Below are 13,499 nucleotides of genomic sequence, written 5' to 3' on the forward strand. Positions count from 1 at the left end.
GGGATTATCTGCTAACTGCAAGATCGTTCAAGTCTTCTTAAACGATCGGCATTACCTCATTTGAGGAGCCTTTTTTAATGAATCACCTATACCCTCTGACCAAAACAATCCCCACGGTTACCTTTTGTTTACCTCGCCTCCTTTACTGTCCTTGATAAGAAAAATGAACAACAAGGAAAGAGCATGAAATTACTCGCTTCACTACTCACAACAGTCGGCATTACCGGCGCTGTCTGGGGGCTATTACATATTCAGCCTGCGATTGCGGATGCATCGACGGAGCAGCCAATCGCTGAGTTATCAACGAACAACTCCTCAACGAAACAGTCATCAATAAGTAAGCCGCTAACAAATAAGCCCGCAACTAAAAAACCACAAGTCACTGCAAACACAACTTTTCTGCAAGGTTTGAGCAAGACGATTCCATTAGAGGATGTTCCTGAGTTATGGGTGGACTTCTATCAGAGCCTCGAAGTCAATGACGAAAAGAGCGCACAACAACAAGTCATCGTGATCTATCAAGAGATCAGCTCTGATTTCAGCGAAGCGACGATCACGATAGGCTTCCCTACTCAGCAATCAAAATCAAATAAAAACAAGTCCTTAATTAAAATTCTAAGTAAAGCCAAAGGCACCCTTCTGCTAGGTAAAGGCGAACATACTGAACAGGAACTAGCGCATGCTTGGGAAGGTATCGCGATTCTAAAAGAAGTGGATATGGTCATTGAGCACCACCAACTGAATCAGCATGGGTTGCCAGATTCTAGTGAGTTATACGTCTATTATAAGAACAATCAGTGAAGGATTTAGTTATGGATTTCACTATGGATAGCATTGGGAATTTTCTCTCTCAAACATTCACAGAAACGAGCATCATCCTTACCGAGACTTGGGTAGATGACAACTTTCTACTGCTTGCTCTGGCTCTGTTTATCTTTGAGCTTATCCGCTATGCCTTTAAGAAAAAGCTCAGCTGGAATATGTTGGTAGACAGCGCGACCAACTTAGTCACCTTGTTCTTCTTGTTGGTTACCCTTTTATTCGTAGGGTTAGCCTATGTGGGCACGTTTGTTTACGCCTACGAGAACTTCAGCCTGACTCAATTGCCAATATCCGGTTGGACAATTCTTGGTTGCTTGATCTTGGCCGATCTCGCGTACTACTGGGAGCATAGGTTCTTGCACAGCAACGGTTTAGCTTGGGGAACGCACTCAGTTCACCATAGCTCGCCTTACTTTAATATCTCTGTCGCTTACCGATTCGGGCCTTTAGATTGGTTCTTCCCGTTCTTTTTCCACTTGCCGTTGATTCTGCTCGGCTTTAACCCGTTTGTGGTTCTGATGTGTGAAACCTTTGTGCAGCTTTATCAAACGCTATTGCACACCGAAACCGTTAAGCGCCTACCCCGCCCTGTTGAAGCGGTGTTTAATACGCCTTCACACCATAGAGTGCATCACGCGACCAACAAGCAGTATCTTGATAAGAACTATGCTGGCATCTTTATCATTTGGGATCGTATGTTCGGCACCTTCGCTAAAGAAGAGGAAGAAGTCAGATACGGTGTGTTCCCGAGAATCAACTCTGTGAACCCATTTAAGGTATATTTCCACGGCTACGTTAAACTATGCCAACAGTTATGGCATGCGCCAAATTGGAACTACCGATTACAACTTCTTATTCAGCCGCCTATTTGGGCTTGGAAAAGAGAACGAGAAACAAAGTAAGGACACTTATGAGCATTAACGCCCTGCTGATTGAAGACGACAGCGACTTAGCAGAAGCCATTGCAGACTATATGGAACTCGACGGTTTCGAATTCGATTTTGCTTACAATGGCAGCGCAGGACTCAATCTTGCGTTAGAGGGGCGTTATGACATCATCTTAACGGACATCAACATGCCCAAAATGGACGGGCTCGATGTCTGTCAATCTCTTCGCCAACAAGGTGTCACGACACCTATCCTTATGTTAACGGCAAGGGACACATTACAAGACAAAATCGCTGGGTTCGAAGTGGGTTCGGATGACTATCTAGTGAAACCTTTTGCGATGGGAGAGCTGAAAGTACGGCTTATGGCGCTGATACGTCGCTCTCAAGGATCGGTGACGTCACTGTCTGTGGCAGATCTCAAACTGGACTTAGACAAGCACCAAGCCCTTAGAGACGGCAAGCTATTGAAGCTGTCCCCAGTCTGTTGGCGAATGCTTGTGATGTTAGTGCGAAACAGCCCTAACGTGGTGAGCAAAGCCAAGCTTGAAGAAGCATGGGAAGACGAAATGCCAAGCTCTGACAGCGTGAAAGCGCACCTGTTTAAGCTTCGACAAGTGGTTGATGCGCCCTTTGACTCAAAACTGATTCACACAGTTCATGGTATTGGTGTTGTCTTGCATGAGGAGCCATCATGAAACACGCGAACATGAATCGAGTCAGTATTAAGCGCGACATCTATCTCTATTTATTTGGAATAGTGGTGTTACTGACTGCCATCTACAGTTTGATGGTTTCACAGAGCTACCACATTGGCCTTAATGAATCGGCAAAATATGGATTCTTGTATGAATTGGAAGTCGCAGAACAACGTTACATCGAAACAGGGCAATTACCAGACTATCAAAACCCGACATTCCAAGCCTTTCTAACCTATTCGGAGCTGCCCGCTAAATTTCAACAAGCCTTTGATTGGAAAGCGTTTGATAACGACGCTATTTATGATCATTACCAGCCTTCACCTAACAATAAATCAGGGCAATACCTCTATGCCGCCAAACATCAAGTTTCTGGTAAAGACGAAGCCTTGTACATCATTTCTGAGTACGATGAAGCCATCTACTTGAATCTGTTCGAGCTCAACCCACCCGATTCCGTGAACCAAATTAACAATGCCTTCATTGCCATCGGCGCCCTTTTACTCTTGGTGTTTTTGATCATTCGCCTTTTGATACACCGAGTCACCAAACCGATTATTACGCTATCAAAATGGTCTGAATCTCTGGATGTGGACGACACTGAAGGGCTGACTCAGTTTCGGTATAAAGAGATCCATAAGTTGGCTTCGCAACTGGTTAAAAGCGTTCAAGGCGAACGACAGGCCAATGAGCGTGAGAGCTTTTTCTTAAGAGCAGCTAGCCACGAGTTAAGAACACCGATTGCCACTATTTCAGCCAGTGGCGATATGCTGGTGCGGTTGTCTGAAAGTATTCCCAACAGCGGCCAACGAGCCGTCGCACGAATCCAACGCTCAGCCACCAACATGAAAGCCTTAGTGACAACTCTGCTATGGATGAGCCGTAATAACGAGATGGAAACCAACTATGAGCAAATCAAGCTGACTCCCCTGCTCAATAACATTATCGAAAGCCAACGTTATCTTTTAAAAAACAAAGAAGTGGACATTCAAACCAAGGTTGAGCAAGAAGAACATACCCTGCCCCGTGAATTAACTGAGGTTGTGCTCACCAACTTAATCCGAAATGCATTTCAGCATGGTGGCAGCGGAGATATCAGCATCACACTGACAGAACATCAGTTTGAGGTAATCAACCGCTTGGAAGATGAAAACCTAGCAAACGACTCAGTACAGCAAACCTCTTTTGGTATCGGCCTAGAGCTCATTGATCGCGTTTGTCAGAACCAAGGTTGGCAGTTTACTCATGAAACTCACAACAATGAGTTCAACGTTAAGGTAATTCTGTAGATGCTTAATTGATGGTGACCAAAAGTTTACCCTTGCTTGGTTATGCTAATCGCACAATCTAGTTAGGAGTAATGTTATGGGCACTTGGATTCTAGAAACACTATTGTGGGCTGTGGTAACCGTGGCGGTTTGTGTCGCGATTTGGGGTCTTTACTTACCTAATATATTAATCGCATTAGGCGTGTCGGTAGCGGTATCGCTGTTACTGGGGAATAGCTGGAGAAGCTAGAATTTCGGCAAGAAGACGATGAGCAAAACGATCTGTGCGCTGACACACCCGACAGCACCTAAGTTACTAAGTTACTAAGTTACTAAGTTACTAAGTTACTAAGTTAGATTGTTAGGTACTCACTGTCGGGCGCAGAATTGAATTAGCTAGTCAGCGTATCTTCGAATACACCAAGCTCGCGACCAAGCCAAGTCGCACGTACTGTATGGTCTAGAGTTTCTTCACCGCCGGTTACTGGGTGAATCAGCACCGACATGTCACCGCGTTCTTTTTCAAGCCATTCCACAATGCCCGACTCTTTGTTCGCAAAGTGAATCTCAAACATCGGCATTTTATGTGGCCCAACCAAACGCTGGATTAATGGGAAAGTCTCTAACACATCTTTACGTTCCGATAGAATTTTCTGACGCAGTGTTTCTGCCTGCTCTGCAAAGCGCAGAGGGAAATAGATATGACCGTGGTACATGGCACCATCCTTTAGAATTATGATGCGAACAGTTTAACCTGCTTTCTCTAGCAAGGACAGCCAACCAATGGCAGCCGAAGTACTAAACATCATGTAGAAGGCTGATCTAGCTGAAAGTTTCTAGAACATTGCAACAAAAACGCCACACGTAATTTAAGTGTGGCGCCTATATTTTAGCTGTAAAATGCCTTAGCAAGAATTAGCGTTAGTAAATTGAATCAACATTCAAAGGGCTGTTCTTTGGTTTCTCTAGTTTTAACTGTTCAACCGCACTAAGACCTTTAGAGCTAATTCCGCCACTATAAGACTTCGAGCCATCAGCATTAGTCATCGAGGTTTCTCCCACGTTCCAAGCAACAAAGAAATCACTTAAGTCATAGTTCGAAGCGTAGGAGCTACATACCATCATTAAGTCGCCACCGGTTAGCCCAGTATCTTTGGCACTACAATAGTTTTCAACCGCATCACCCTCTGTATCACCTCGAGCTTTACGGTGCATAAGTTTGAACATGTTCCAGCCTTCATCTTCACCATACACATCAGATTGGCTTGCGCCGCGTGTATACCAATCATCAATTGCAAAATTCGATTTTGCCCAGATTTTTAGCTGACCAAACATAACTAATCGTAAACCTGCATCACCATGTGACCACGCATGTTCATTATTAAGCTCTAGCCATTTAGGTGCTTTCTTAATATCCGATTTAATACGATCCATTTCAGGGTTTGCATTGCGCCCCTCTAACTCCTGCATATACAACGCAAGAAGGTTATTGGTCACTTCTGTACTACCAGCCGCTAGGAAAGGAGCTGATGCTAAGTTATGACCAACTTCATGCCACAACAACCAGTCGTTCACAGGGTTGGTTGGAATGTATGTCCGATTTGCGTTAAAGCTTGAATTCATCACTGGGTAACCAGAGTGAGCAGCACCAATCGAAATCTGCACGTCATTCACAAAACGATGGCGGAACGCCTTCAGTTCTGGATAAGTGAACCTACGGTGTAAACCAGTGCTTTGTTTCTCATCACGCCCGTAGAAGTCACTTGCAGCTTCAGCGAATCGATTCATATCTGTTGCGAATTGGTTCAAATCAGCGGATTCTAGATTCCTTATTGGTGTAGTGTAAATAAATGAACCCGTATCGATTTCTGCAATTGGTGCGTCTGCCGATTGAATAGTGTTAATCCACTGTCCCTCTTTCCACCAAGCAGCTTTTAACGCGCCCTCAATGCTAAACGAGACTTCACCAAGCCCTTTTACTTTCGGTTGAATGTAAATAAGGCCACCATATGGAACCTTGAAAGTTAAGCTCGATCCATTGTAGTCAAAGCTGGTTTGCATACGTGGAGGGCGTTTCAAACTCGTTTCGTGATTCGGCTTACCTGTAAGATCATCCGCCATCATTACAGTAATCGTTGCAGCGACACCATGACTAATCGTCACATCTTGTAGCTGAGGAGCCCATAAACCTGTCGATTGATTGTTCCCAGCCGAATACGTGACGCCCTTGCCATCTGTTTGGATAAGAACCGAACTTGACGAAGATGCACCTGAAGTTCGACCCGGATACATTGTGGTATCAACAACGATTTCATGATCCCAGAATGAGCGCCCCAACATAATGCGAGTCAGAGGTTTCTCCATGTAATTTAATGGATAGCTCGGATTCAACTGTCCCGATAACTCACCTTCGCCGTGTATCATTCCATTAGCGACTAACGACGCTTTTAGGTCAACAGGACACTGTGCTTCTAGTGTATCTGTTTGATGTAAGTCTTCGGTATAACAGTTAAGGAACTGAACAGCTTGCTTGAACCCCAACTCATCTTGTATGTCTGTTTCAAATCGGTATGCGTTGTCATTCCACATCCAAACAGACAGGTTATCAAACGCTTGATTCAATTCGCTGTTAGACAGACGCTTACCTTGAGTACCTTTCGTGCGATAGTAAATCTCGTGCTCGTAGAGCGCTGTAAAGTTAGAACCCAAGTTCGCTGCTTTCACCATACTGTCGACAATGGTTTTACTCACTTCATAGCGATCGAAATCGGCTCTATGATAAGCACCGCGAACAGTCACACCGTCTCCAGAACGAGTCTCTATACAGTTAAATTCGTATTCATACTCGTTCTGACAAAGCTCAGTGCCAACGAATGCCGACTGCAGTTCTTTGATCGCCGCTTCACGCTCTGCTACAGATTCAACAAAGATACGTGCGGATTTTGCCTCCATTACCGTTACACCAGACGCATCAAGCACTGGCTTCCCTTCAGCGTCTAACTTAGCAACCTCATAAGTCGGGATTTCAAACTTGATTTTGGATTCATCTTCAATCCACTCAACCGTACCATCTTGATTTACCGTGAACGGAGGCTCTCCTTGGTTATCTTGAAAACGCTCAAGAACCACCATTTCCTTTTCACTCTTCACGTGAAGATTTGGATACGGCGCTTGGCAGTAATAAGAGCTACCGCAGAAAGCTTGGTTTGTTGGCGTAACGTTTTCACCACCTAGAGATACACCCGCGGCGTCCGCTAAGCGTCCAATAGGTTCAGGGTTAGTCGTTTGAATCGCATCCATAAACAAGATATTGCCACCGTCATTAACATAGTTAATAAGAGCCGTAATATCGTCTTGGTTTAAGTTAGGGTTATCCAAGTCAGCAACAAACTGGTTAGTCATGCCATCTTGAACCAACTTAGGTGGGTATGCCTGAAGGATCAAAATAGGCGTGGTGCTCGCATCCAAACCATCAAAGTCACCTGAACCGCGCTTTTCTACTGATGCAAAACCATACTGAGGACTAACAAAAAACGTGTACTGCTTACCCATTGTGGAGTGGTGATAAGCCGAATAAGCTTGGTCAATATTGGTGACTGCATTCATCCCAGCAATAGGCAGACCATTATTGAACCACTCAAACAAGTTCGAGAAAAACGACCTCATGCTGCCTTGGTCATCATGCAGTAGGTTTTCGAACGTCGAAACAGTGCACTGTTGTTTGTTGCTATCGATATGCAATGTTCGATTGGCCCAATAATTTTCAGGGCATGACAGAATACTTGGATATAAGCCATTACCCATGAACACGACCTTACCTTTGCCTATCTCGCCTGCTGTAACGAATGGAAAACCATAAGTCGCGTTGTCTTCAGAGACTAAAGGAATCGGCGGCATCGAGATGCTTGGGTGTTGTGCGATGTAAGGCTTGCCTTCACGAGTCCAGGCCTGTTGCTCACCAAAGTAAAGCTCACGGTTTTTATCAGTTCTTGGCATCATCACAGGGAATGCTCTGTTCGATATATTCAGAGCTCGCATACCACGGGTATAACCCGTTGCACCGTAAAAGCTACCATTATCATTGAATACATGGAATGTGGTGACGTTGTGAAAGATTTGCTGCAGAGACTCTGTTACATACTGACCAGAATCCATAGATAAAACGGCAGGTTGACGAACATAATCCATAAACTGAGGCGTTTGGCGCAGCTGCTCATCGATTACTGCCGTTAACCCTTGGCTAAACTGACCAACAAACTCATTAGGAAGTTCAAAATCTGTACCCTCTATTAATCCCCCATTTGGCAGAGTTAGGTTAATCAGTTCATTTATAACGTTAGGGTACTTTGAAAAGGTATCTTGGACTTCTTCAGATATCTCATAATGACTTAGATGATCAACCGCGTAGCGCTCTAGTAATGACTGGATATTCGCTTTCTCTACCACATTATTGGTCACATCAGACAATTGATAAGCAATCTGATTACCCGTAATGGAGCCAAACTCAAACGTATCAATACCAAAAGCGATTCTGTCACCCCACAGGTACTCAAAGATTCCCTCTTCATCCGTCACGCCCGTCGCGTTAGCCGAAAAGAAACTGATCCCAGAAATCGGCGTACCATTAGCATCTGTAAGCTTACTGCGAGTTAACACCTTACCTTCAACACTTGGCTTATAAGCATAGGTAGACTCCGCGTCTGCAGAAACAAAACCAGCGTTAAGGTTATTGTCCGCATTAGGGTCAACCGCAGGAACAACAGTTGTGTCTACGTGTGAACTAGGAGCCTTACCTACTTCATCGGTAGATTCTTCTTCTTTCGATGAAAAGTATGCATCGACAGCATCTTGATCATCAAGTTGCGAGAACACATCCTCAATATCAAAAGCATCCAGTTCTTTTAAACAGATAGCACTTTCTGTCTCACAAACATCAATTGATTCGAGTACTTTAGTAACGTTGTCTCCGTGTAATTCTGTCAACTCAAATGCCGCGTTAAGCCCATCATTTGAAATCGTGAACTCTGTTATCTCAGGGAAAGGAGCAGTGAAATCACCTAAAGTAAGGTGACCCAAGGTACAACTAAAACTCACGCCTTGTTTAACACTGAACGTTCCGTTTTCAAGATGAACGCCGTCACAGTACACATCTCCAGACACAAACGCCCCGCTCGACAACAGTGAACCGATGTAAGTTGTTGGGGGGATAATATCTGTAGGTGGAATAATGTCAGTCGGCGGAAGAATATCCGTTGGCGGAATGATGTCAGTCGGCGGAAGAATATCCGTTGGTGGAATGATGTCAGTCGGCGGAAGAATATCCGTTGGTGGAATGATGTCCGCTGGAGGCAATGTGTCAGGGGTGCCACCATAGGTTCGTGAATCGTCATTACATCCTGAAAGAGCCGTGGATATGATAGCAAGCGCAATTATGTTTTTTTTCATTGAGCGATGTTAATCGTAGTTTAAAATGGACCGCTATCTTATCGATTTACTCCACCTCGATGACTATTGTTTTTTGTCTTAACGATAAAAGCGCCCACCAATAAGCAATTGAATTTTAAATAAAAAACAAATTTGAGATCCTTATTCCAACTGCGAAACATTCCAGTACCTAATACAAAAAAATGCCATACCTCGTTAGAGATACAGCATTTCAATTAGCCATTAACATTAAGACCGATAGGGTATATCTGCCCAAAAACACGTTCCAAAAAAACTAAGGCTTAAGCTTTAAAACACGGTCGATATCTTCTGCGGAATGGCGCTCTGGTACTTGCTCCCACTCTTCGCCGAATGAACGGTTCACTACTCGACCTCGTTGGAAACCTTCGCGCGCTTCTAGTTGCTTCGCCCAGCGCACAACGTTGGTGTAAGACTCAACTTGTAGGAACTCAGCGGCATCGTAGATTTTTCCTAGTACAAGGTTGCCATACCAAGGCCAAATTGCGATATCAGCGATGCTTAGCTCGTCACCCGCCACAAATTCGTTATTGGCGAGCTGTTTGTCTAACACATCTAGCTGACGCTTAGCTTCCATCGCAAAACGGTTAATTGGGTACTCTTGCTTTTCATCCGCGTAAGCGTAGAAGTGACCAAAACCACCACCTAGGAATGGCGCAGAACCTTGAGCCCAGAACAACCAGTTAATGGTTTGTGTTCTCGCTGCCCCTTCTTTTGGTAAGAAGTGACCAAACTTTTCAGCTAAGTGCATCAAGATAGATGCCGATTCGAAAACATTCACATCTTCAGCACCAGACTTATCAACGAGTGCCGGTATTTTGGAATTTGGATTAACCCTCACAAAACCAGAAGAGAACTGTTCAGCTTCACCAATGTTAATCAAATACGCATCATATTCAGCTTCTTTAACACCTGCCGCTAACAACTCTTCCAGCAAGATAGTGACTTTTTGACCGTTAGGTGTACCAAGAGAATACAATTGAAAAGCATGGTCACCAACAGGAAGCTCTTTATCAAAGCGAGCGCCAGATTCAGGACTATTGATATTTGCCCACTTGTTACCACCATCAGTATCGTTAACCCAAACTTTTGGCGGTGTGTATTGTTCTGACATGATATTTCCTTATTAATATAGGTTAGCTTTAACTGATATTAGGTCACGCTCCCTTGGTTAAAACCCCTAAATACAATTTCTTTTCAAACTGTTAAGCATGGCTTATTCCAGAAAGAAATAACCTGCTTTATGAGATAGCACACGTAAAAGATAAGTGTCCAATCAAACCTAAGCCACATAACGGTTAGTACGAAACATGATTTAGTCACGACATGCCTACAGGTTAAAGAAAGCTGTGATAAAATCGGGAGATTACAATTGATAAGGATTTGGCAATGTCTTCTGATTACACTGGCTCGAGTGCAGCGTACGCTCGCCAAGAGAAAGGCTACCGTGAAAAAGCACTGAAACTGTACCCATGGGTTTGTGGTAAGTGCGCGCGTGAATTTGTTTACTCGAACTTAAGAGAGCTGACCGTTCACCACGTCGATCACGACCATACAAACAACCCTGAAGACGGAAGTAACTGGGAACTATTGTGCCTTTACTGTCACGATCATGAACACTCAAAATACACAGACCATGACCGTTATGGCGTTGATGCCAAGGCTCGTTTAGACGACCACCAATCAGCGACCCACAACCCTTTCGCCGATCTAGCGAAGTTGATGAAGAAGTAACACGCGTTAAGAACGGTCTTTGCTAAATGATAGCGGCTAGATAATAGATAAATAACAAGAAACCCCAGTATGTCACCATACTGGGGTTTCTTTTATCTGCAATCATAACCAAATAATAGAGTTAAGAGAGGCCAGATCAAAAAGAGCCTTCCGAAGAAGGCTCCTTTTTAGAATTCTGAATTATACAGCGGCTTGCTTGCGAGACTCTTCTACCTGCTTAGCACGCTTTTTAAGCGTCAACTTATCGCGGTATGCAAACCAAACGTAAGTCACTACGACCAAGAAGAAAAGGTATGACAATGAGAAAATGAACGGCGATTGAATGATATCGTTTGAGATACCCCAAGAAACACCGATAACGGTCACTGCAATTTTTGCAAAAAAGCCACACATCAATAGCATTAATGCCAACTGTGGGAAACGCGTACTGCGAAATGCAAGCCAGTAACAACTACCAACTGCTAACGCCGCAATATAGAAGCCGAATAGGAAAGAGTGAATATGGTCAGCTGCCGCTACACCACCAGAAATTGACATCAATAAAATTAAAAACAGTTTCATAATACTCGCCTCACCATAGGTTGGAAACGCATCCTTTCAAATTTGGAATCTCAGTTTGCGTGCTATTTTCCCACTTTTTTTCGGCAACACAACCCCTCAAGTTGAACAAAATGTAAGCAAAGATGCTAAAAAAAACCCAATTTAACAATCATTTAACATGTTGTTTTTTATAAACCTCCGTTAACCCTTGTCTCATATGAATAAAGCGTCATTTCGATTTGTTTTGTTACACAAAATTAACCTTGGAAAATATTTAAAATAATTCGTAACTCTGTGATATCCGCACGGGATACGTGGACAATCTGAAATGTGTATCGAAGAACCCCTTAAAAAATAAGCCCGCCACGCTAAAAAGAACAAAATAGAAAGGTATTGAAAACAACTTACAAACCAACAAAAAACAACCCATTAACAATCTTGGGTTTATTTACCAAAAATGGAAAAAGAGATTCCAATCACATTTTTATTGGTTATAATCCGCGCTCTTTTGCGTTGTCTGTTGATAAACGCAAACTAATTTTGAAGAAACAATCACAATAACCCGTCTTTAGTTCAGTGGCTCACCACTGACCAACGACAAAACTGAGAATAAAAATGAGCAAGATTGATAAAGCATCACGTATCCTGCTAGCAGGCTTCTGTATCAACCTTTGTCTTGGCATCCTGTATGCTTGGAGTGTATTTAACAAGGCGCTAGTGACTGAAGCTGGTTGGAGTGCAGCAGAAGCATCTTCACCTTACGCTATTGCAACTATCACATTCTCTGTTTGTCTTCTTGTTGCAGGCATCCTACAAGACCGTATGGGTCCACGTAAGATCCTTATTCTTGGTACAGCGCTTACTGGCCTAGGTATGATTGCTTCTGGTTTCGCTACGACTCCTATGATGCTAAACCTAACGTTTGGCGTGATGACAGGTGCTGGTATCGGCTTCGGTTACGCATGTCTTTCTCCATCTGCAATGAAATGGTTCCATTCTTCTAAGAAAGGTATGGTTAACGGTCTAATCGCTGCAGGCTTCGGTCTTGCTGCTATTTACCTAGCACCACTAACTTCTGCGCTAATCGATAGCATGGGTATCCAAACAAGCTTTATGATTCTTGGTGTTGGTGTACTTGCAATCGCAGTACCTCTAGCGGCAACGATCAACAACCCACCAGCGGATTACACGCCAGCAGAGCCTAAAGTAAAAGAAGGCCAAGCACCTAAAGCGGTTAAGAAGACTGAAGACCTAACATGGAAAGTAATGCTGAAGACTCCTCAGTTCTACTCTCTATGGATCATGTACGCATTTGCTGCTTCTGTTGGTCTTATGATCATCGGCAACATCACTACGATTGCTAGCGTTCAAGCGAACCTACCAAACGCGGTTTACCTAGCGTCTATCCTTGCTGTATTCAACTCAGGCGGTCGTGTTGCTGCAGGTATGCTTGCAGATAAAATCGGTGGCGTACGTACTCTACTTCTAGCGTTCATCCTTCAAGGCGCGAACATGGCTCTATTCGCTACGTTCAACTCTGAATTCACGCTAATCATTGGTACGGCTATCGCAGCTGTTGGTTACGGTACACTTCTAGCAGTATTCCCAACACTAACTGCGGAATTCTACGGCCTGAAAAACTACGGTACTAACTACGGCGTGCTTTACACGGCATGGGGTATTGGTGGTGCTATCGGTGCTGCGGTTGTTGGTTACTCAATGACGAATGGCGAAGGTTACGGCCTAGCTTACACAATCTCTGCTGCTATGATGGCCGTGTGTATTGTTCTAGCTATCGTGACTAAACCAATCTCAGAAGCGAAAGCAACAAAACTTAAGCAAGCAAGCGCTTAATTCAGTTCTCGATTGATTAAAAATAGAAAGAGCTTAACCTTAGGGTTAGGCTCTTTTTGTATCAAGCGACTAATCCATTGAAGATAGAAACCACTCCTCAGCTCTCCCCTACTTATTATCTCGACAACTTCAATCGACTGATTGAACACGCTCAAACACTCTATCCCGATCTGCTGAGTTGATCCGCACCAGCAGTTTTGGACACTGAGTTAAGTGAGTACAATCACTAATGA

Annotated in this window: 11 protein-coding genes; 7 read left to right on the forward strand and 4 right to left on the reverse strand. The window is 43.8% G+C overall.

The features are described 5' to 3' along the window. Positions 1 to 183: 183 nt before the first annotated feature. The 5 genes from AB6D07_RS21425 (at position 184) to AB6D07_RS21445 (ending at position 3,925) form a co-directional block, all read left to right on the forward strand. Positions 184 to 801, forward strand: coding sequence for a hypothetical protein (locus AB6D07_RS21425; RefSeq protein ID WP_269335090.1), 618 nt, complete (start codon positions 184 to 186; stop codon positions 799 to 801). An 11-nt stretch (positions 802 to 812) separates the two neighbouring features. Beyond that, the gene (locus AB6D07_RS21430) at positions 813 to 1,724 is read left to right on the forward strand and encodes a sterol desaturase family protein (RefSeq protein WP_017103390.1); all 912 of its coding nucleotides are present in this window, start codon (positions 813 to 815) and stop codon (positions 1,722 to 1,724) included. A gap of 8 nt (positions 1,725 to 1,732) precedes the next feature. After that, a complete protein-coding gene (locus AB6D07_RS21435; RefSeq protein ID WP_017103391.1) occupies positions 1,733 to 2,407 on the forward strand; it encodes a response regulator transcription factor in 675 nt (224 codons plus the stop codon). Further along, the gene (locus AB6D07_RS21440) at positions 2,404 to 3,696 is read left to right on the forward strand and encodes a sensor histidine kinase KdpD (protein WP_017103392.1); all 1,293 of its coding nucleotides are present in this window, start codon (positions 2,404 to 2,406) and stop codon (positions 3,694 to 3,696) included. The genes AB6D07_RS21435 and AB6D07_RS21440 overlap by 4 nt, the downstream gene beginning before the upstream one ends. A 76-nt stretch (positions 3,697 to 3,772) precedes the next feature. Continuing rightward, positions 3,773 to 3,925, forward strand: a complete 153-nt coding sequence (locus AB6D07_RS21445; RefSeq protein WP_009844874.1) for a hypothetical protein — start codon at positions 3,773 to 3,775, stop codon at positions 3,923 to 3,925. A 142-nt stretch (positions 3,926 to 4,067) separates the two neighbouring features. Here AB6D07_RS21445 and AB6D07_RS21450 read toward each other — a convergent pair whose 3' ends face one another. The 3 genes from AB6D07_RS21450 to yghU all read right to left on the reverse strand — a co-directional run bounded on the left by AB6D07_RS21450 (position 4,068) and on the right by yghU (position 10,252). Beyond that, on the reverse strand, positions 4,068 to 4,391 hold the full coding sequence (locus tag AB6D07_RS21450; RefSeq protein WP_017103393.1) for a DOPA 4,5-dioxygenase family protein: 324 nt from the start codon (positions 4,389 to 4,391) through the stop codon (positions 4,068 to 4,070). Positions 4,392 to 4,596: 205 nt separating this feature from the next. Continuing rightward, a complete protein-coding gene (locus tag AB6D07_RS21455; protein WP_372125939.1) occupies positions 4,597 to 9,120 on the reverse strand; it encodes an SslE/AcfD family lipoprotein zinc metalloprotease in 4,524 nt (1,507 codons plus the stop codon). 274 nt (positions 9,121 to 9,394) lie between these two features. Continuing rightward, positions 9,395 to 10,252 (reverse strand): glutathione-dependent disulfide-bond oxidoreductase, encoded by an 858-nt coding sequence (gene yghU / locus AB6D07_RS21460; RefSeq protein WP_017102548.1) that lies wholly within the window; start codon positions 10,250 to 10,252, stop codon positions 9,395 to 9,397. 275 nt (positions 10,253 to 10,527) lie between these two features. Between yghU and AB6D07_RS21465 the strand changes: the two genes are divergently transcribed. Next, the gene (locus AB6D07_RS21465; protein WP_004730279.1) at positions 10,528 to 10,872 is read left to right on the forward strand and encodes a YajD family HNH nuclease; all 345 of its coding nucleotides are present in this window, start codon (positions 10,528 to 10,530) and stop codon (positions 10,870 to 10,872) included. Between the two features lie 180 nt (positions 10,873 to 11,052). Here the strand turns inward: AB6D07_RS21465 and AB6D07_RS21470 are convergent, their stop codons facing one another. Beyond that, positions 11,053 to 11,433 carry a hypothetical protein gene (locus AB6D07_RS21470; protein ID WP_012600906.1) on the reverse strand — a complete coding sequence of 127 codons (381 nt, stop codon included), beginning with the start codon at positions 11,431 to 11,433 and terminating at the stop codon, positions 11,053 to 11,055. Between the two features lie 594 nt (positions 11,434 to 12,027). Between AB6D07_RS21470 and AB6D07_RS21475 the strand changes: the two genes are divergently transcribed. Further along, entirely contained in the window at positions 12,028 to 13,266 is a 1,239-nt protein-coding gene (locus AB6D07_RS21475) for an OFA family MFS transporter (RefSeq protein WP_372092302.1), read from the forward strand. Positions 13,267 to 13,499 lie beyond the last annotated feature (233 nt).

The organism is Vibrio sp. 10N.239.312.C11, assembly GCF_041466065.1.
Classification (GTDB): Bacteria; Pseudomonadota; Gammaproteobacteria; order Enterobacterales; family Vibrionaceae; genus Vibrio; species Vibrio tasmaniensis_A.